The sequence below is a fragment of the Fodinibius salsisoli genome, assembly GCF_026229185.1.
Lineage (GTDB): Bacteria > Bacteroidota > Rhodothermia > Balneolales > Balneolaceae > Fodinibius > Fodinibius salsisoli.
In genome coordinates, this window is record NZ_JAGGJA010000007.1 from 151,644 (window position 1) to 171,422 (window position 19,779).

Consider the following 19,779-nt stretch of genomic DNA (forward strand, 5'->3'; position numbering starts at 1 on the left):
CCTATTTTCTCCAGCAATGGATTCACTTATAGTAATCGATGAGGTGGAGCTAAGCCCTTCTGACAGTGCGGATTGATGCTCAATCTACCCTCTCTGGTATAAAGAAAAATCAGATGAATTGTACTAAATGTGGGATAGATTACATCAAAATAGTCATGAAATGGAATTATGGAGAAACCTTCCCACGGTGGCCTTGACTAAAAGAGCGGGTGATTGCGAATAATTTTAAGTATTAAATGATAAAGTTCATCCTTTTCATTATTAAATCTAAATTCAGATTCTTTGAGGTGTAAAAAATATGTTTGGGAATGAATCCCCTTAAATTTCTCCAGTCGGGTGGTCACGTATCCCCAAAAACCGTCAATTCGCCTCTTCTTGGCTCCGTTGTCTTCTGTTTGCCAAATATGCCGATTATCTTCCACATCGATAATCAGATCGATCTCCACCAAAATAGCCTCTTTTGCCATTGGATAAGTGTTCAGCACCCGGTCCCGTTCTAAAAGCAACGCATACATCCTGTTTTCCCACTCTGTGATGCCCACACATTTTTTCTTGATTCTGTTTTCGTCTCCGTCCCTTCTCTCATGGGTGAAAGGAGCCTTTGCTCTACAGTATTCTGCTATTCTTTCTCGGATACCGGTTAAATATCGATTGATCGTATTCCGATTTAATCCGGCCAACTCAGCTATCTGTATCGCAGTTAAATCAAGGGCAAAAAGCCTGACCAATTCCCGAAACTTGGCTTCAGATATTCTTGAACGATGTACATACTTGTTAGTCATTGCTATACAATACCTTACAATTTTATAATACTTCTTAAGTAGTCAAGGGCAGTACATTTTTTTCTTTCTCAGAGATTACCAGCCGAAAAATAGAAAAAATACTTTTATTTAGATTCATTCTAATTTAAATTAACATCACTATTTAAACACGATCTAAATAAAGTCAATTTTCTGAAGTGATGAAAGTAATTCAGCGCGCCTTCCTGATTTCTATATGTATGCTGACTACACTTACTGCTTACGCGCAGCAGAGCTACAGTCTGGAAGGAGTTGTCACCAATAAAAAAGGGCAGCCACTTGAAAATGCTCAATTAACGCTCCAGGAGCCGGACCTTCATACCGTCACTGATCAGACAGGTGCCTTCGCTTTTTCCAGTCTTAGATCAGGAAGTTACACGTTAACTATCAGCCATGTGGGTTATCAAAGCCTGCATCGCTCTGTTGATATTGACTATTCATCAAGAGATTCGCTTACTTTTCAACTGGCGATTAAACGTTATGAGTCTCCATCCGTGGTTGTAACGGCCACACGCAGCAGCCGCGATATTGAAGAAGTGCCTGAACCGGTTACCGTCATCTCGGACAAGCAGATCAAAGCATCCGGTAATACGAGGCTCAGCGAAATTTTAGCGGAGCAAACGGGTCTGACCCTCACTTCTGATCATGGCACCGGCATTCAGGTACAGGGATTTTCATCCGATTATACCAAAATCATGATTGATGGCCAGCCTCTGATTGGTCGTACAGCCGGCACCTTAAACCTCGACCGCATTTCGGTAGGCAATGTGCAGCAGGTGGAGATGATAAAAGGTCCCTCTTCAGCGCTCTGGGGGAGCGATGCCCTGGCCGGAGTCATCAATATTATCACCGAAAAGGGGCAGCGTCCATTTGAGCTGGGCATCAACTCGCGCTATGCTACCAACAAAACACTTGATCTGGGGCTCAATCTTTCTACCCGCAAAAACAATTGGCAGCAAAATTTTTACTTCAACAGAAACAGCTCCGGTGGATATCGGCTGAGACCCAATTCTATCTCTCAAACCGTTCCATCATACCATAATTACACCACTTCATATCAAACTTCTTTCCCCCTCTTTCAAGCTGTAGAAATTGAGTTTCAAGGTCGTTATTACCGTGAAGAACAATCCAGTAGAGACTATCTCGGGGATGCCGAAAACCCTACGCTATTGGATAGTGATGCTCTGCAGGAAGATTACAGCCTGGCTCCCACTATCAACTTTGAGCTGGGCACACACACTACAGCCAAGCTTTCCCATTATTTCAGCCGATACCGTACAGATAGCCGCTATCAGTATCGACAAGGCGACAGCCTGTATGAACATACTCAATTTGATCAATATTATAACAAATCGGAGCTGCAGCTTAATCATAACTGGAGTGTTAACCATATTTCATCGCTAGGGAGCGGCTATAAGCACGAGCAGCTAAAGGCCCAGCGTTATGCCGGCGATCCCGCTTTCAACAGCTACTTTATCTTTGCCCAACACGAATGGATACCTACCGGGCGGTGGGATATTATTGGTGGGCTTAGGTATGACGGCCACAGCGAATATGCCGCTCAACTGAGCCCAAAGTTTTCAGCCCGCTACAAATTGTTTGAGTGGCTTCATCTGCGTGGTTCCGCCGGAAGTGGATTCAAAGCCCCAGACTTCCGACAGCTTTTCCTGAATTTTACCAATCCCACGGTCGGCTACAGCGTCTTTGGATCCAGTACCGTACGAGACAGAGTTCAAGAACTGCAGGAGCGTGGACAAATCAATGAAATTCTGATTCCACTCGATCAGCTTAACGAAATTAAAGCCGAACATTCCTGGGCTTATAATGTCGGAATTGACCTGTACCCCACCGACAACCTGGAACTGCGTATCAACCTGTTTCACAATGATGTGAGCGACCTGATTGAATCCGCGCCCATTGCTACCAAGAACAACGGACAATCGATATACAGCTATTTTAACCTGGAAGATGTCTATACCCGCGGCATTGAAACACAACTTCGCTGGGAGCCCAACCGACAAATTGAACTTTCAGCAGGCTATCAACTGTTGGATGCGCGCCGCAAAATTGAGGGAACCCGCACGGTACAAAATGGTCAGGGCGAAGTTGTTGAAAAGACCTACAGTTCTTTTAAACCCATGTTTAACCGCTCCAAACACACCGCCAACCTCAAGCTCTACTACTTTTGGGAAGCGCTGGATGTTGATGCCAATATCCGAGGCACCTGGCACGGACCCTACGGAAGAACCGATGCCAATGGCAATACCTATGTGGATAGTAACGAATATGAGGATGGCTACATGATTTGGGATACCAACCTGGCCAAAACTTTCCGCGACCGCTACACCCTCCGCATGGGTATTGATAATATACTGGATTTTACGCGTCCCTCGGACCTGTCCTATTTACCCGGACGCATATTCTATGCTCGCATTTCATTACAACTCTATTAATAAATAAAAACCAAACAGATCGAAAACCATGTTACTAATTACGAATAAAACCTTTTCACTTCCTCTGTTAGCCGCAGCTTTTGCCCTGCTTTTTACCGCCTGTGATGATTCCAGCACGGGTCCCGAAACTGGCGAAGAAGAATCACAAATTGAAACCCATACGGTTGAAGATCTGGATACTGGATATGGTGGACGAATGACACCTAATGATACCCTCTATTACAGCCTCAGAGAAAATAGCATCGTGGATAAGAGCGATTCCGTCTCCACCCAATGGGACCTCGCCTTCTCAGGCACCACTATTTATACCAATAGTGAAGCAAGTGGTCCGGGAGATGGCGGAGCTATCGTACTGGGTCAAACCTTCGATGCTACAACTATAGCTCCATCCGAAGGTTATGCCATAGATACAACCGCTACCAATTTGGCTATCACAACGGGAAGCGATAACGGCTGGTATCATTATACAGGACAAAAGGGTACGCCACCCCATACAATTGTTCCTTTAGAAAACACTACTCTCATTGTTAGGACAGCCGATGGAAAACATTATGCCAAGCTTCGAATTATCAGCTGGTATAAAGGAAATCCAGACTTGTCCAGTGATGAATTCGCCAATAATTCCGACAATTATCCTTCCGGGAATTATACTTTTGAATATGCCATCCAGCTGAACGGCACACGAACATTTACGGAAGAATAAATTAAGCTTATTAACATCAACAACATTAAACGCTTTAGTTCAATGAAAAAACGAATATCATTTCTTTTTGTGCTTAGCTTTGGCCTGCTTTTTCAGGCATCGACTCTCTGGGCCCAGGATAAGGGTGTTCTCATCCTGGCCCATGGCGGCAGTGAAGAATGGAATCAGGCTGTTATTGAGGCCGCAGAACCTTTAAAAGAAGAGTATAAAGTGGAAACGGCTTTCGGGATGGCCAATTATGTAACTATGCATCACGGTATTAAAGCCCTGGAAGAGCAAGGCGTTTCCCGAATTGCTGTAGTGCCACTCTTTATCTCCAGCTATAGTCCCATCATTCGTCAAAATCGATATCTGCTGGGTAAGCGCGACTCCCTCCCACAACGACTGATGCCACTGATGCATCACATCGATGAGTACAAAGAGATGATGGGTATTGAAGAGGATTCTTCCTCCAGCCCCAGCTCGGGCCGCCACCGTTTCTATATGCCCAAGAATCTTAAGCCGATTCCAACCGAAGCGGATATTGCCCTTGCTTCACCATTGGATGATCACCCGGTGGTCGCACAAATTCTGCAAAAACGCATACAGGCGCTGAGTTCCAGTCCCGCCAATGAAACGGTGCTTATAGCAGCCCACGGCCCCAATGCCGAAGACGACAACAAAAAATGGATTGACACCATGGAAAGTCTGGCTCAACAAATCCAGGATATGCAGAAAAAGGAAGGAGCCTCCTACAAACAAATTTTCTCATTGACCGTGCGCGATGATGCCTCCGATGAAGTCTTTAATCAGGCCAAGGCACAGTTACGCACGTTGGTACGGCAATCCAGACAAAACGGGGAAGTCATCGTTGTTCCACTCTTTCTTTCATCCGGGGGACGTGAGCAGGCCGTGGCCGAACGACTGGAGGGACTGGATTTTAAATGGAGCGGCCAAACGCTCTTGCCAGACCCATTAATTACAGATTTCCTTTGGCAGTCAGCTCAACAAGCCTTATCTACCAGCAACTAATTATTTTTAATTAATCTAAATACACTAAACATGTTTCGCACAAAAATTCTAAAATCCGCAGCTGCACTGTTTCTGCTTTCGTTATTTTCACTGCCGGCTTTAGGCCATAACCTCTGGATTGAAACATCAACCAATGGCGAAGTTGGGCAATCGCAAAAAGCTTATATCTATCTTGGAGAATATGCGTATGGTGTGCGCGAAGACGTCTCTACGCAGGAACATCAAGAAATGCTGGGCGAGGTTTCGCTCTGGTTAATCAAACCCAATGGAGAGAAAGTAGAGCTGGAAACAGCCATAGACGGAAATCGTTTTGTAGCTGAATTTACGCCTGAAGAACAAGGGCATTACCGGCTGGCGCTTAACGTCACCAAGGCGCCCGTTGTAGATTGGACCGAATATAATCTGGGTGTCCTTAAAACTAATTTCTTTGGATCAGCTTTGGTTAGTGTTGGTTCATCAGAAGATGGTCCCCTTCCGTTGGAATCTATTGCCGAGGCCAACCAGTTGGTAATACAACCCGTAGAAGCCGTTTCCTTTGAACGGAAATCTCCCATCCAGTTTAAGGTCACCTATAAAGGAGAGCCGCTGGCTGAACAAGAAGTAAATGTCGGTTATAAAGATCAGTGGTTCAAGACCCTCTATACGGATGAGGAAGGTATTGTAACGGTATCACTGCTCTGGGATGACCAGTACGTCGTTGAAACGGTGTACACCGAAGAGTCGCCCGGAAACTTCCAGGGAGATGATTATGAGGCTATCCGACAAACGGCCACCTTTTCTATTCCTGCTGCAAATTAGACAACCACACAAGTAATTAACCATGAAAGGGCAATACAACATATCACCGGCTCGCGCCTATAGTTGGGCCGGTGCCCTTTGTGGTCTGCTGCTATCATCAAGAGAGCCGATGCAGTGCGCAAACACTATACTTACTGAAGTTATAGGCTTAAGGCTAAACGAATGCTCGTTTTCTTGAGCCATCCCATGTTACATCCTGCATAAAAACAATTCCTTTATCGAGCAGCCTGGTCTGATCGCCATGCTGTTCTTCTCTTTATCAACATTGATACCTGTCCGATGAAAGAGGTGCTGTAAGACAGACTTCTACGGCTGCTATCGGATATATAAAAGGAGAAACATGAACATCACAACATCATAGATAATCGAGAGTATGAATGCGACTACCCTTTCCCTGAGCAAACAATGGAATGAACTTAAAATCCAAAACCCCAAACTAAGAACGCGGCAAGCAGCTGATCAACTGGGAGTAAGTGAAGCAGAATTACTAGCCTCTACCTGCGATGGTGATTCTTGTGTGCGGCTTATGGATTCCTGGAAAGACATTCTCAAGGCTGTTGAATCCCTTGGATACGTGATGGCATTAACGCGCAATGAAGCAGCCGTCCATGAGAAGAAGGGCATCTATCAAAATTTTAAGCTGGGCAATCATGTGGGACTGGTGTTGGATGAGAATATAGACCTGCGCATCTTTTTTGATCACTGGCACTTTGGTTTTGCCGCTGAAGTAGAGAATCCCAGGGGCACACTGTATAGCCTGCAGTTTTTTGATCGTGATGGGACCGCGGTACATAAAATATACCTAATGAATGACGACCAGATTGACGAATATCAGCAGCTGGTAGAGCAGTTTTCACATCCCAATCAGCAACCGGGCCTGGAGGTTGAGCCGCTCTCGGAACCGGAACCTTACAAAACGCTGGACGAAATTGATCATACGGCTTTTCTCCAGAGCTGGTCTGAACTGAAGGACACCCATGATTTTCATCCGATGCTTAAGAAATTCAATATCAAAAGAACGGATGCCCTTCGCATTGCAGAGCAAGAATTCAGTTATAACGTAGATCCATGGTGTACCCAGCACATGCTGCGGATGGCTGCAACACGCGAGGTCCCCATCATGGTTTTTGTCCGCAGCCAGGGAGTCATCCAGATTCACACTGGTCCGGTGCAAAATATCCGGATGACCGGTGATTGGTTTAACATTCTGGATCCTGAATTCAATCTGCATCTTCGTAAGAACCTCTTTCATTCGGCCTGGATAGTCCAAAAACCGACTGAGGATGGTATCGTGACTTCTCTTGAAGTTTTTGATGCTGATGAGGAGCAGGTTGTTACCTTTTTTGGAGCCCGCAAGCCGGGCAAAGCCGAATTAAAAGGATGGCGGTCCATCACCAAGGAGTTAATTGAATAGCATTCGAAATTAGTCTCCCGCAGACTACGCAGATTGCGCAGATAGTAATCTAAATGTGTGATACTCATTAGGCTGATCAAATTATGCTACTCAAAGATGGGAGCTTATTAGCTTCAGGGGCACCCCGGGAAGTCTTTCGAGCTACGCTTTTGGAGCAAGTTTTTGACTGCCCCATTGAGGTAATTACGCACCCTCATTACGAATGTCCGCTGGTGTTGGCGACACAGAAACAGGATGGAACCATTAACTGATAAGCAAGAAACGGACCTTTTACCCTTACGAATCTCAACCTAAAACAGTTCCTCCATCCTAACTTTCTCAGATCTTTTGTTCAGAGCGTAATACAATAGCCCATATAATACCTACAGCTTCAGAAAGCTCGGTTTTTATCGGGCTTTTTTTGATTCCTCTCTTTGCTACAGTCTATTTCCCCTTTTCAATAGCTACATACTGTTTGCTTGGTTAATATCCCAACCGTTAAAAATTGATAAAAACTATTGTTATTTAGATCAGATCTACATAGTTTCAGACTTCTATTTAAAGCGAGTTTAAATAGAAATAATATGTGATGATTACAACAACTTTTACAAATCGCAAAACCAGTTACAAAAAATTGCAGAACTTCAGATTTCTACCAGTTAAGTTTCTAAGCTCCCTTACCGTTTTATTTTTCATAGCGCTTATGGGAGTCTCTCACGCACAGTCCGGAATTATCCAGGGCCAGGTTACGAACACCGATCAGAAGCCGGTCCCCGGTGTTAACATCACCTTGGAAGGTACCACCCATGGAGCCGCAGCTAACCTGCAGGGGCAATATACCATCGAAGATATTCCTTCAGGAAAATATGACCTGCTTGTTTCGGGTGTTGGTTACCAATCCCAGGAAAAGTCTATCACTCTTGCTTCAGGTGAGACACTGACCATCAACGTAACCCTTTCTACTTCCAATGAAGAGTTACAAGAAATTGTCGTACAGGGCGAACAAACCAACAAGTTCGCTACCGATATGAGCGAATATGTGGCTAAGGTACCGATCCAAAACCTTGAAAATCCACAGGTTTACAATACTGTTAACAAAAATATTATCGAAGAACAGGCACTAACCAACTTCGAAGATATTCTGAAAAATGCGCCGGGCGTGTTTCAGCTTTGGACCTCCACCGGTCGCGGTGGTGATGGCTCTGGTTATTATTCTATCCGCGGATTTTCTATCCAGCCCAACATGCTGAACGGCTTGCCTTCGCTTACGAATGGCAGCCTCGACCCCGCAAATGTGGAACGTGTTGAACTCATTAAAGGTCCCTCGGCTACACTTTTTGGTGCCAGCGTTACTTCGTATGGCGGTCTGATAAACGTGGTTACAGAGAAACCCTATAACACTTTGGGAGGCGAAGTTTCGTACCAGACGGGCAGCTTTGGGTTAAATCGTGTTGCTGCCGATGTGAATACGCCTGTTGGGGATAACGAAGATATTGCCCTTCGCATCAACGGGGCCTATCACAAGGAAAATAGCTTCCAGGATGCCGGCTTTAATGAATCATTTTTTCTGGCACCATCGCTCTCTTACCAAGTCAATGACGATCTTTCATTCTTGGTCAACACTGAATTGTACCAGTCGGAAAGCACAAATCCATTGATGTTATTCATCAACCGCAGTGAACCGCTGGAAGACAACAACATTTCGGAGCTGAATTATGACAATGACAACTCCTACACCACGAATGATCTGACGATCAAAAATCCAGTCTTTCGTCTGCAGGGTAAAATGACGTATGATCTTTCGGATCAGTGGACTTCTGAGACCGTTCTTTCGCGCAGCTCGGCTCAATCTGAAGGATATTACAGCTACGTTTCCACCATTGGCATTCCCGGAAACACCTACGGCCGCTACATCAACGATCAAAATTCTACGACGAACGGCACGGATATCCAACAAAATTTCCGGGGCGACTTTGAAATCAGCGGTATCCGCAACCGGATGGTCGTCGGGCTTGATTTCTTCCAGCAAAAAGTAATCAACAACAGCACCGGATACATTGCTTACGACTCATTTGACCTTGACAGTGCAGATCCCGTTCCGGCCATTTCTAAAGCCGCAGTGGATACCATGCTAGCCAATACCCCGGTTTCAAAAACCCGTACTGAGCAGCAGGTATACAGTGCCTATGCTTCTGATGTTATCGATGTATTGCCGGGTGTGTCTGCGATGTTGAGTCTGCGACTGGATCATTTCGTAGAGAAGGGCAGCCCAGAAACAGATGCCGATGATTTTGAACAAACTACCTTGTCACCCAAATTTGGTTTGGTGTACCAGCCGATCCGGGAAAAAGTATCACTGTTTGCCAACTACATGAACAGCTTTAATAACGTAGCTCCTGCAACAGTTGGCGATGATATTCTGAATTTCGAGCCCGAGCGCGCTAACCAATGGGAAGCGGGTATTAAGACCAATCTTTTCAGTGATCGCCTGAACTTGATGGCAAGCTATTACGACATCACCGTTTCAAATATCGTTCGGCAGGATCCAAGCAGACCGAATTACCAGATTCAAGATGGGGAAAATTACAGCCGGGGTGTAGAGTTCAGCCTTAATGCTGCTCCTGTTGATGGACTGAACATTACCGCGGGTTACAGCCATAATGACAGCGAAATTACCGTGACCAGTGATGATGCTCTCCGTGGTCGTCGTCCGGAGCGTGCAGGACCTTCTGATCTGATCAATGGCTGGATCAGCTACCGACTGACCAACGGTTCCCTTGAGGGATTTGGCTTAGGTTTTGGCGGTAATTACGCCAGCGACAACTATGTTATCAATCGAGCTTCCACCGGTCGATTTACCATACCGGCCTATACTGTATTAAACGGTTCTGTTTTTTATGAAACTGAGAGTTACCGCATCAACCTCAATTTGAACAATTTCACGGACGAAGCATACTACAACGGCTGGTCGACAGTAAATCCACAACAACCCCGAAATATTACCGCTGGATTTACTTATAAATTCTAAAATTCATGCCTTCATTTAAAGAAACAACGTTATTTCTCCATCGCTGGCTCGGTATCATTACCGGGCTTGTGGTGGTTATCCTCAGTGTTACCGGTTGTTTATATGTCTTCCATCATGAAATTTCGGGATGGATTCGATACGACACTTTTCATGCTGATAACGTCCCCGCCAATCAGCAGACGCTTCCCGTAGAGAAACTCCAGAAGAAGACGGCGGAAGCCCTAAATACCTCCTCCCTGCCCTATGGATTGGTGACTTATAAAGATCCGGCCCGTAATTGGTCGGCCATGTTATACAAAGGTGGCCGGGAATCATGGACCTACTTTGGCAGCATGGAAGTTTATAAAACGGCTTACATCAATCCCTACAATGGAGAAATTGAAGGGATTGTTAACGAAAAAAAGGACTTTTTCCAGATCGTCAAGGGAATCCACTGGAGCCTCTTGCTGGCTACACCTATTGGACAGCCTATTATCGCCTGGAGTACGATTATCTTTATTGTTCTGCTGATTACCGGCATGGTTCTCTGGTGGCCTAAGAAATGGAACCGGGCCGGCAAGCAAAAAAGTTTTAAAATTATGTGGAGGGGAACCTGGCGCCGAATCAACTATGATCTCCATAATGTGTTGGGATTCTATTTCCTGATTCTCAGCCTTATCATTGCTTTCACCGGGTTGTACTGGTACATGCCCTCTGTCAAGAAGAGCATCCACTTTATAGGCACCGGCGAATACAAGCTGCCGGCCGGACCTTCCGAAAAAGTAGTGTCCACCATCCCTGACAGCGCTGGTATCTCCTCTCCCCAGGATGTAGTCTACGCCAATGCTTGGGAAGACTATCCTACCGCCTACAGTATTGCTATTACAGCACCAACTGACTCTCAATCGACCATCAGGGCCAGTGTTCGTCCCGATGGCCAGACATACTATGGAAGCAGCAGCCTTCAGTTCGATCAATATTCAGGAGAACTGCTTAGCGCGGATCGATACCAAGACCAAAATGCGGGCGAGAAACTGTTATCGATGAATTATGATATCCATGTGGGAGCCATTGGAGGCCTCCCCGGGAAAATTATCGCCTTCTTTGCAAGCCTGGCATGTGCCAGTCTGCCGATTACCGGCTTCATTATCTGGTTTGATCGCAAAAGACGACAGTGGGCACGGGAGAAAACCGTCCAAAAACGCAAAACAAAATCCACCTCAAGAAAACCAAAAGTTCCGGTGTAGATATGGAAAGAGAGAAAACAACTTTGAGCAAAAAAAGAGATCTGAGAATTGTACAATTTGACCAGTGCAATCATATAGCACTCAAATACAAAAACCTGCTTCTCAACTTCAATCCAGATGGATTTCTAACGTTCACTTCATCTTTTGAGAAACTGAATTTTGATGAACGTGCTGTCCTGTTTCCCGATGGCACCTCGAGGTTGGTGATGCATACCCGATGCCAGGAAATTCAACTTTGTTTTGATCATTCGGAATTTCAAGCCATGAGTGAGGCGTTACAAGAAGCCGCAGTAATGCTGGAAGTACATCAGATACTGTCCTATCAATAATCCATTCACGTGTTGCTTGAAATCCTCGAGCCACTCATTTAAAGATATCCCTATTTGCTTATCGGGATACAGGAATATTGCCCCCTCGGTTACTTCATCACAATATCTCCTCTGCCATATTTCCACTGAAGATACTTGAGCTTAAACAAGCCATATTCATTCTTAAATTGAATATTATATACTTCTGCCTCGGGTTCATTCTTAAAAAACAAGTATCCCTGTGCAGACTCTCCCGGCAAGAGATCAGTCTTACGTAATGCCTTCGATGTCCAGAGTTCCTTTGAATCATTAAGGCCAGAACCTTCAATGCTCCGATTGTATTCCCTCAAAGCATGCTGTATCTGGTTTTCTGTTAACGAATGTGAAGCCCCATTCCCTTCATTGCTAAGCTCTCGGGACAGGTAATCAGTAAGTAAGGCCGTTTGTTCAATTTCATGGAGTAAATCGTCAGTTTTTTGCTCAGCATGAACTTCTGATAACAGCATATCTAATCTTAGCAATTCCTGCTCTGGATCTAATGCTTTAGCAGATGCGATAATCGGTGCATCACTGCCAACCGGCTTATCGATTGCTTCATTCTTGCGTGCTTTATATGAAAACTGGGTGGGTCCAACGTGTAGTATACGGTCAGCATTATTCTCAATTTCTACACTCATGATAAATTGATCCTTAAAATGGCGGTAATACGACATTGTGAGACCAATGCTATCCCCCTTTAGTTCCACATACTTCACTCCTTGTTTAAAACTGGCTTTTTCGGTTACCGGGTGAAGCCGAAATATTGGATCCGGTGCACATGATGTAATGATTAACACTACTCCTGATAAAAAGCTTAGAATCCCTTTCATAATCTACTGGTTTGTTTTTCTTAACGTGTCGAGGGGTTACAAATTCACACTAAGATTTCTATGTCATCCCGAATCCTGATTTATTAGGGCCTGACAGCGATCGCCTCGGGATGACCATTTAGATTCCAACCTCAACTTGTCAAAAATCTAAGCTAACGGCGTGGAGCTATCAATCACATCATAATGTGATTATTTGAACCAAGGGGTATCCAAACGCCAGGTGACAACTAATTATACCCAATAAACATTAAATTTAGTCTTGTCTAAAAAACATATATGCCTTAAATTAAACTTAGCCTTGACTAACAATTAACTTACCTATGAAAAATATAAACGCTTTTTCACTATTCTTGCATTTTTTTGGATTCATATTCTTGGCGATCAACTTTACACAAGCCCAAACCGGAACGGTTAATGGTTCGGTAACCCATGATGGAAAGCCCTTGCCAGGAGTAAATATTTCGCTGCCTGATATCCAGAAAGGGGCCTCAACGAATGCTGAAGGTTTTTATAAAATTAATAACATTCCGGAAGGCTCATACACTCTTCGGGCTACGTTTATAGGCTACAAAGAGTTTACAACTAATATTTCCATCAATGCCGGTCAAACTACACCGGTAGATATAACGCTGAAGAAAGCTACTTCCCAGATGAACGAGATGGTTGTGACCGGCACCATGCGCAAAACCTATGTCAAAGACTCGCCTGTAAAGGTGGAAGTGGTGAATACAGAAAAACTGACCCAAGGTAAAACCAGCTCTAACTTTATGGATCTGGTGGGTTCTGTTAATGGACTAACGACCCAGCTGAATTGTGGTGTTTGTGGCACCAATGCCATCCGGATTAACGGTGTGGAAGGGCCTAATACCGCTGTTTTAATTGATGGCATGCCGATTATGGGAGCCTTGGCATCGGTATATGGCCTCAACGGCATCAGCCCCTCGATCATTGACCAAGTGGAGGTTATTAAAGGTCCTCAATCTACGCTATACGGCACCCAGGCACTGGGCGGAGTGGTAAACATTATCACCAAAAATCCAGCGACGACGCCCACATTTTCGGCGGATGTATATGGGAAAAGTACTGAAGAAGGCAATATCGATATCGCTGCATCTCCGAAGATTGGCCGCTTTAAGGGATTCATTAGCGGCAATACGCTGCGCATGGAGAATTATTTTGACCATAATAATGATCAGTTCAATGATGTAGCTAAAAACTCCCGCATTTCTTTGTTTGGAAAAGGAACCCTTGAGGGGAAAAATGGAGAGCAGCGCATGAATATTGCCGCTAAATTCTATGATGAAAATCGAACGGGTGGCGTCAAAGCCTTTACGGATGACATGCGGGGATCGGATCAAATTTATGGCGAATCCATTTATACACGACGCGCCGAATTAATGACGGATTATCGTCCGGCGGGGCTTGATGAGCGACTACGTTTTAGTGGCGCCTTTACCTATCACGATCAGGATAGCTACTACGGAACCGAGCATTATGATGCCCGCCAAGGGATTATCTACGGTCAATCCACCTGGGATCAGCCCGTTTCGGAATCCTTTCAACTGCTAACCGGGGCAACCCTTCGCTACCAAACCTATAATGATAATACCCCTGCCACTTCTGACGGGACAAACCGGCGATTCATTCCCGGCCTCTTTGCACAGGGCGAACTTTCTTTAGGAGAAGTTACCCTGCTCGGTGGATTGCGGGTTGACCATCATGAAGAGCACGGCTTTGTAACGGCTCCCCGACTTTCGGCAAAATACAGCCCAACGGAACTAATGACCCTGCGTGCAAGCGGCGGCACTGGCTTTAGGGTCGTCAATGTGTTTACCGAAGATCATGCCGCTCTGACCGGATCACGCGAGGTCGTTTTCACTGAAGACCTCGATCCGGAACGCTCACGCAGTGTTACCGCCAGTATTGAACAAATTATTCCCTTTGGAGCCAATCCGATGACCCTAAGCCTTGATGGCTTTTATACCCACTTTTCCAATAAAATTATCCCGGATTATGACCAGGATCCCGATCTGATTGTCTATGAAAATCTGGATGGTTTTTCCGTTACTCGTGGCTTTTCGGTTGGTGTGGATCAAAATTTTACGGTCTTCCCGCTGAGCTATAATGCCAACTTTACGCTTATGGATGTTTTCACCGATGAAGGTGGCCAGCGACAGGCTCTAACCTATGCACCGGACTACACCGGGAATGTTGGATTAACCTATAACTTCAATCCCCTTGATGTATCTATTGGATATACCGGCAACCTTGTAGGGTCAAAACGGATGCCTGACAGTTACGTTGAAGATTTTGGCCGTGACCGGTGGACCCCTGCCTACAGCACCCACGATATTAAATTAAGTAAAGAGTTTACAAACGTGAACAGTGCCAACGGCATTGGATTTGAAGCATATCTCTCGGTCGAAAACCTGTTCGATTATACTCAAGGCAGCCCATTGGTCGATGCCAGTGCTCCATTCGGCCCACAGTTTGATACCATTTATACCTGGGGCCCTCTCGTAGGCCGTACTTTTTCCCTCGGGGCACGAATAAACTTACGATAAGCTTTTACCAGTAAATGCAGAAACAAAAAAACATACTGCTCATTTCCCTCTTCGGGCTCCTACTGACAATGCTATCTGTATCTCCGGCCTATAGCCAGAATCTTGCCTGGCACTCTTTTGACAAGGCGCTTGCCATGGCGGACACTACCAGCCGGCACGTGCTCGTAGACGTGTCGGCTCCCTGGTGTGGCTGGTGCAGGAAGATGAAAAAGGAAGTCTATCCAGCGTTGGATGGAATCCTGTCGGACCAGTTTATTCTTACCCGGCTTAACAGAGATGATAACAGCACTATGCACCGATACCAAGGCAATCGATTGACCTCTATTCGCTTGGCCCAGCATTTTAATGTTCAGGAAGTCCCTGCTGTAGTTCTACTGAGTCCAAAGGGAGCGTATCTAACCCATATCGGTGGATTTATAGAGCCGGATACGCTTAAACCGCTTTTACAATATATTGCCAGTAATGCTTACCGGCATCAATCTTTTGAGCAATTCAAAACAGCCCAACAAAAATTGTAATCTTACGGTAGGTTACGATCGTAAAGCCATAAGGGACATGGTTAGGTGCCGTGTCCCTTAATTTTTGCTACAAAAATATTTTTGGCTACATCATGGCCAATAGCCTGCTCCTCATTTTCTACAAGAAGCGTCAATGGGCCCTTGAAAGGGGCTTTCTCTTTTAATTCTATTTTTATACCCGGAAGCATCCCTATCTTTTCAAGGTAGCGAAGCAGCTCAGGGTCCTGATCTTTGACACGACTCAAGATATACTCCTGATTAGGTTCAGCTTCGATCAAAGGTTGCGCATCCATCCGCGGCATAATACCCTCTTTTGAAGGGATAGGATCCCCATGGGGGTCGTGAGTAGGATCATCAAGCAGAGTTGCGATTTTATCTTCAAACTGTTCTGAAATATGGTGCTCCAGCTTTTCTGCCTCATCGTGCACTTCATCCCAAGAATAACCCATTACTTCTAATAAGTAGAGCTCCAGCAGGCGATGATGCCGAATGATTTCCAGCGCAATCTTTTTGCCGGATTTGGTAAGTTTTGATCCTTTGTACGATTGATAATCGACCAGCCCCATCTCTGACAATCGTTTAATCATATTTGTAGCTGAAGCAGAAGAAACCTCCAGCGATTCCGCAATCTTTGTGGTGGATGCACGCTCACCCTCTGATTGTAACGTAAATATGGCCTTTAAGTAATCCTCAATCGACTGGCTTAAAATCATGATATTACAACTAATCGCTAATGTTACATCTGTGCAAATATATTAATATCCATAGTCGATTACAGTAAAAAATAGTGAATTATCATATTTCGACTCCATGGTTTTTCAGGTACTTCTGGAAGGCAATTGTATTATATAAATCGCTGCCAACATAGGCTAATAACTTGTCAAAAATTCTTACTGCCATAAAGCCGGGCTGGGTTCCGATAACGGCTCCTTCCGAATCCAGAAAGATAGTAGTAGGTGTTCGGCTGCACGCCCGAAAACGACGAGCCAGTGACTGCTCCGTAATCGGTTGGCCAATAAATGGATTTTCCTGTCGGATTCAATATTTAGCCACACCGGATAAAAATACTTTGCCAAGCTGCCTGCCACTGATTGCTTCGGAAAAACCTGGTTGTGCATCTTTTTGCAATAACCACACCACTCAGCTTCAGCAAAAATCATAACCTTTTTATCACTGTCGGCGGCCTGAGCTTGTGCCTCCTGCAAAGAAAGCCAGCTTATTGTTTGGGCTCCTGCCAAAGAGGGTATCAAAACCACTATAAAAGCAAGGATACTAATTTTGTATTTCAAAATAGTATAGCAGAGATCTTGACATTTTTTTGAACCATTTTCAATTAAACGGCTAACCCGAGGTAATCTTATGATTTCATTTTCATTATAACTACCGTCATGTCATCATGTTGTTTGGCAGATCCAATATAAGTATTGAGGTCATCCGAAAGTACCTGGAGTAAATCTTCAGCCGATGAATCTCCATGTTTAGCCAACAAGTTATTCAGCCGATATGTGCCATAAAAGGTTTGGTTCTCGTTCAGCGCTTCAACAATACCATCGGTATAAAGTATCAAAGCGTCATTTTTTGTTAGTTCAACTTTCATTTCTTCAATGTTATCATCAAAAGAGCGGCCGGTTGTGAGGCCAATACCAATACCGCCGGGTTGCAATTCTTCGATCGTTTCTTTGTGGGTATCAAGCCGCAGTATTGGATTATGACCAGCCCGGGCAAATCGGAATTCTTTCTTTTTTAAGTCGACAATACCATAGGCCAGCGATATAAAAATACCTCGCGGCGCATTGTCACAAAATAGTCGATTGGCCTTCTTTAATAGCTCTACGGGTGACTCTATCTCCCGGCATAAGCTGTGCAATACTCCTTTAACGAACGTCATATAAAAGGCAGCTTGTATGCCCTTACCACTGACATCACCGATAGCTACCGCCAAGCGGTGGTCATCCAGTTGTATAAAATCATAGTAATCGCCGCCCGTTTCATAAGCGGGTTTGCATATTCCTGCTAATTCAAGATGTTCAAACTCCGGGGTACGAACCGGCAAAAAAGATTCCTGCACGTTGCGGGCGATGCGAAGCTCTTGTTTGATACGTTCTTCCTGGGCCAGTTCATCCACATAATCGGGAACAAAGCGAGAAAGAACCTTTTCTTCTTTACCACGCATCACTGACCATAAGCCTGTGAAGAAGAGGACGCCCACCAGTATTGTAAATAGAATAAAGATGTAGCCATCCATCGAATCGGGAACAATCCAGCCTGAGGCTGTGCTTAATAAGCCAAGGAAAAGAAAGTGGCTTAATAACAGCGTTAGGATATCCCACTGCAAATAGATCAAGACCAAGGCTAACCCCATGACTGTAGCAATAGCTATCTCCTGAAGCAAAGGGCCGTAACTGCCCAGCACGGGCATCACAATAGCACAAGCCAGCACCATAAAGGCTGCTGTTATTACTTTGCTTCCCGTTATGGCATAGACTTGGCCCCCTAATACTAAAAATATTCCTAACCCCAGGCTTAATGTTATCCAACCGATACGGAGTATAAAATTTAAGGGTGGCCAGGCAGCCCGTTCATGCAGAAACACATACTCCATATCCAAATAAAAATTGGGAAAGATCCATAACAGAACCGTCCACAAGCCTGCTAAAATGAAGGCAAGTCCCACCGACCGCATGAGCATAAAACCAATCGGTTTATTAAAGAGCATGCCCTGCCGTAGGTAGTCGTACAGGTTAAGTTTATCCTCCCAGTGCTGCCGGGTAATAGAATCTCCTATAGCTGTTAGTACAAAAAATCCCAATGAAGAAACAGCTCCGGCAATACCGATGCCAATGAGTATAAAAACGGCTATCGTCCAGTTGCCGGAATTTCCCAAAAAACTGATTTGAGAAATAGCCGGCAACAACATTTGGATGGATACCATTACGCCACCAAGCACGGCTATAATCAGCGCTGGTGGTGTATCTATGGCTCGTGCCCGAATCCTGAAAAAGAACATGATGATGGCTGCAATGCCAAAAAGGAAGATAACGACTCCACGCAGTACCGGCCATATTTCTTGAAGAAGATTCTCCCCACTGTTATTGGCGTTATAAACGGAGGTGAGACTCAACAGCCCCCCGGTGGAGGTGAGTCGAACATCAACTGTTAACTCTTGGTTGAGCTGGGGCTCCATCCAGCGGTAACGGGCCGTGGCTGTAGCCGAACTATTCATGCGGCCCAGTCGTACCGTATCTCTATGCAGTGTTTGGGTATCCCATCCGGTTTGATCGAGGTAGTGAGATGCCATATTAAATATATCTTCCCTAAATAAAAGGATAGGCCGTCCGCGGCTAAAAAGCGTATCCAGCCGGCTTAACGAATGTAGTGAATCCATGAACGAATGGGGTTCGTTCGGCTGGTTAGCAAAAATAAATTTAGGGATGAGCGTCGAATCGGTAGCTTCTGACAGTCTCTTCTGTGCTTGCTCCCGGTTTTCTTTAAAGATAGATGCCAAGACCGACCTGTTTATCGTTTTGGTTGGCAAAATAGCTCCATCATTCACCAATTCTATCGGACTTCCATCCGTGTTAAAGCGAAGACGAATGCCTTCTTCATCGGGCTCTTGCTCTTCATCTGTCTCTTCATCCTCAACCTGGCGGTTTACAGCGTCACCAACCGGATTAAATTGCACTTCCCAGAAAAAAGGATTGATATTGGCAACCGGGGTGCCTCTCATCTGTGCTACCAGTTGGGAACGCCCTACCTTATATTGCAAACTATCCAGCAGTTTTCGATTACCCTCAAACTTTATTTCCGAATCATAATCGTTGGCTGAATATCCCAGCAGTTCGAGGGTGCGCTCGGCCTCCTGACGTAACGAGTCTTTTTCGATAGAGAGATCAATGGAACTACGGGGATCTTGCGAGGCATATCCCACAAAAAACCACACGGCTGCAATCAGCCCCACAGCAAAAAAGCTATATTCTCTTATAGAATAATTCACAAACACCTGCAATCATGTTAAATCTACTGTTTCATTCTTTCACGTAGAATATGTGAAAATGTTTTGAGAATTAATATCTATCATACTTTGTTCTTAGCTGTAAATTTAAAGTAT

The 19,779-nt window shown here is 44.9% G+C and carries 15 protein-coding genes and 1 pseudogene; 11 read left to right on the forward strand and 5 right to left on the reverse strand.

Annotated elements, in window-relative coordinates; all coding sequences use genetic code 11:
- Positions 1 to 581: 581 nt before the first annotated feature.
- Positions 582 to 788, reverse strand: a pseudogene (locus J6I44_RS21010) (IS1595 family transposase); the annotation flags it as partial.
- A gap of 173 nt (positions 789 to 961) precedes the next feature.
- Here J6I44_RS21010 and J6I44_RS11790 point away from each other — a divergent pair.
- The 9 genes from J6I44_RS11790 to J6I44_RS11830 all read left to right on the forward strand — a co-directional run bounded on the left by J6I44_RS11790 (position 962) and on the right by J6I44_RS11830 (position 11,741).
- Positions 962 to 3,253 carry a TonB-dependent receptor gene (locus J6I44_RS11790; protein WP_265766336.1) on the forward strand — a complete coding sequence of 764 codons (2,292 nt, stop codon included), beginning with the start codon at positions 962 to 964 and terminating at the stop codon, positions 3,251 to 3,253.
- A 28-nt stretch (positions 3,254 to 3,281) separates the two neighbouring features.
- On the forward strand, positions 3,282 to 3,956 hold the full coding sequence (locus tag J6I44_RS11795; RefSeq protein ID WP_265766337.1) for an HmuY family protein: 675 nt from the start codon (positions 3,282 to 3,284) through the stop codon (positions 3,954 to 3,956).
- Between the two features lie 42 nt (positions 3,957 to 3,998).
- The gene (locus tag J6I44_RS11800; RefSeq protein ID WP_265766338.1) at positions 3,999 to 4,967 is read left to right on the forward strand and encodes a sirohydrochlorin chelatase; all 969 of its coding nucleotides are present in this window, start codon (positions 3,999 to 4,001) and stop codon (positions 4,965 to 4,967) included.
- A gap of 30 nt (positions 4,968 to 4,997) precedes the next feature.
- The gene (locus J6I44_RS11805; protein ID WP_265766339.1) at positions 4,998 to 5,765 is read left to right on the forward strand and encodes a DUF4198 domain-containing protein; all 768 of its coding nucleotides are present in this window, start codon (positions 4,998 to 5,000) and stop codon (positions 5,763 to 5,765) included.
- A gap of 373 nt (positions 5,766 to 6,138) precedes the next feature.
- Positions 6,139 to 7,179 carry a hemin-degrading factor gene (locus J6I44_RS11810; RefSeq protein ID WP_265766340.1) on the forward strand — a complete coding sequence of 347 codons (1,041 nt, stop codon included), beginning with the start codon at positions 6,139 to 6,141 and terminating at the stop codon, positions 7,177 to 7,179.
- A gap of 83 nt (positions 7,180 to 7,262) precedes the next feature.
- Positions 7,263 to 7,430, forward strand: coding sequence for a hypothetical protein (locus tag J6I44_RS11815; protein WP_265766341.1), 168 nt, complete (start codon positions 7,263 to 7,265; stop codon positions 7,428 to 7,430).
- A gap of 431 nt (positions 7,431 to 7,861) precedes the next feature.
- Positions 7,862 to 10,186 (forward strand): TonB-dependent receptor, encoded by a 2,325-nt coding sequence (locus tag J6I44_RS11820; RefSeq protein ID WP_265766342.1) that lies wholly within the window; start codon positions 7,862 to 7,864, stop codon positions 10,184 to 10,186.
- A 5-nt stretch (positions 10,187 to 10,191) separates the two neighbouring features.
- Positions 10,192 to 11,412 (forward strand): PepSY-associated TM helix domain-containing protein, encoded by a 1,221-nt coding sequence (locus J6I44_RS11825; protein ID WP_265766343.1) that lies wholly within the window; start codon positions 10,192 to 10,194, stop codon positions 11,410 to 11,412.
- Positions 11,413 to 11,414: 2 nt separating this feature from the next.
- The gene (locus J6I44_RS11830; RefSeq protein WP_350356697.1) at positions 11,415 to 11,741 is read left to right on the forward strand and encodes a DUF6686 family protein; all 327 of its coding nucleotides are present in this window, start codon (positions 11,415 to 11,417) and stop codon (positions 11,739 to 11,741) included.
- 89 nt (positions 11,742 to 11,830) lie between these two features.
- On the opposite strand, the gene J6I44_RS11835 is transcribed toward J6I44_RS11830, so the two are convergent.
- On the reverse strand, positions 11,831 to 12,589 hold the full coding sequence (locus J6I44_RS11835) for a hypothetical protein (protein ID WP_265766345.1): 759 nt from the start codon (positions 12,587 to 12,589) through the stop codon (positions 11,831 to 11,833).
- Positions 12,590 to 12,909: 320 nt separating this feature from the next.
- On the opposite strand from J6I44_RS11835, the gene J6I44_RS11840 reads away from it, so the two are divergent.
- Complete coding sequence (locus J6I44_RS11840) at positions 12,910 to 15,153, forward strand: TonB-dependent receptor (protein WP_265766346.1); 2,244 nt, start codon at positions 12,910 to 12,912, stop codon at positions 15,151 to 15,153.
- Positions 15,154 to 15,167: 14 nt separating this feature from the next.
- A complete protein-coding gene (locus J6I44_RS11845; RefSeq protein WP_265766347.1) occupies positions 15,168 to 15,671 on the forward strand; it encodes a thioredoxin family protein in 504 nt (167 codons plus the stop codon).
- Between the two features lie 41 nt (positions 15,672 to 15,712).
- On the opposite strand, the gene J6I44_RS11850 is transcribed toward J6I44_RS11845, so the two are convergent.
- From J6I44_RS11850 to J6I44_RS20885, 3 genes are all read right to left on the reverse strand, one after another.
- Entirely contained in the window at positions 15,713 to 16,384 is a 672-nt protein-coding gene (locus J6I44_RS11850; protein WP_265766348.1) for a metal-dependent transcriptional regulator, read from the reverse strand.
- Positions 16,385 to 16,561: 177 nt separating this feature from the next.
- Positions 16,562 to 16,960, reverse strand: coding sequence for a thioredoxin family protein (locus J6I44_RS11855; RefSeq protein WP_265766349.1), 399 nt, complete (start codon positions 16,958 to 16,960; stop codon positions 16,562 to 16,564).
- 68 nt (positions 16,961 to 17,028) lie between these two features.
- The gene (locus tag J6I44_RS20885) at positions 17,029 to 19,665 is read right to left on the reverse strand and encodes a PP2C family protein-serine/threonine phosphatase (protein WP_265766350.1); all 2,637 of its coding nucleotides are present in this window, start codon (positions 19,663 to 19,665) and stop codon (positions 17,029 to 17,031) included.
- Positions 19,666 to 19,779: the final 114 nt, after the last annotated feature.

Excerpts from the sequence above, each read along its gene's own strand:
- J6I44_RS11790 (WP_265766336.1), top strand. The coding sequence starts at position 962 with ATGAAAGTAATTCAGCGCGCCTTCCTGATTTCTATATGTATGCTGACT.
- J6I44_RS11795 (WP_265766337.1), top strand. The coding sequence starts at position 3,282 with ATGTTACTAATTACGAATAAAACCTTTTCACTTCCTCTGTTAGCCGCA.
- J6I44_RS11800 (WP_265766338.1), top strand. The coding sequence starts at position 3,999 with ATGAAAAAACGAATATCATTTCTTTTTGTGCTTAGCTTTGGCCTGCTT.
- J6I44_RS11805 (WP_265766339.1), top strand. The coding sequence starts at position 4,998 with ATGTTTCGCACAAAAATTCTAAAATCCGCAGCTGCACTGTTTCTGCTT.
- J6I44_RS11810 (WP_265766340.1), top strand. The coding sequence starts at position 6,139 with ATGAATGCGACTACCCTTTCCCTGAGCAAACAATGGAATGAACTTAAA.
- J6I44_RS11815 (WP_265766341.1), top strand. The coding sequence starts at position 7,263 with ATGCTACTCAAAGATGGGAGCTTATTAGCTTCAGGGGCACCCCGGGAA.
- J6I44_RS11820 (WP_265766342.1), top strand. The coding sequence starts at position 7,862 with ATGGGAGTCTCTCACGCACAGTCCGGAATTATCCAGGGCCAGGTTACG.
- J6I44_RS11825 (WP_265766343.1), top strand. The coding sequence starts at position 10,192 with ATGCCTTCATTTAAAGAAACAACGTTATTTCTCCATCGCTGGCTCGGT.
- J6I44_RS11830 (WP_350356697.1), top strand. The coding sequence starts at position 11,415 with ATGGAAAGAGAGAAAACAACTTTGAGCAAAAAAAGAGATCTGAGAATT.
- J6I44_RS11835 (WP_265766345.1), bottom strand. The coding sequence starts at position 12,589 with ATGAAAGGGATTCTAAGCTTTTTATCAGGAGTAGTGTTAATCATTACA.
- J6I44_RS11840 (WP_265766346.1), top strand. The coding sequence starts at position 12,910 with ATGAAAAATATAAACGCTTTTTCACTATTCTTGCATTTTTTTGGATTC.
- J6I44_RS11845 (WP_265766347.1), top strand. The coding sequence starts at position 15,168 with ATGCAGAAACAAAAAAACATACTGCTCATTTCCCTCTTCGGGCTCCTA.
- J6I44_RS11850 (WP_265766348.1), bottom strand. The coding sequence starts at position 16,384 with ATGATTTTAAGCCAGTCGATTGAGGATTACTTAAAGGCCATATTTACG.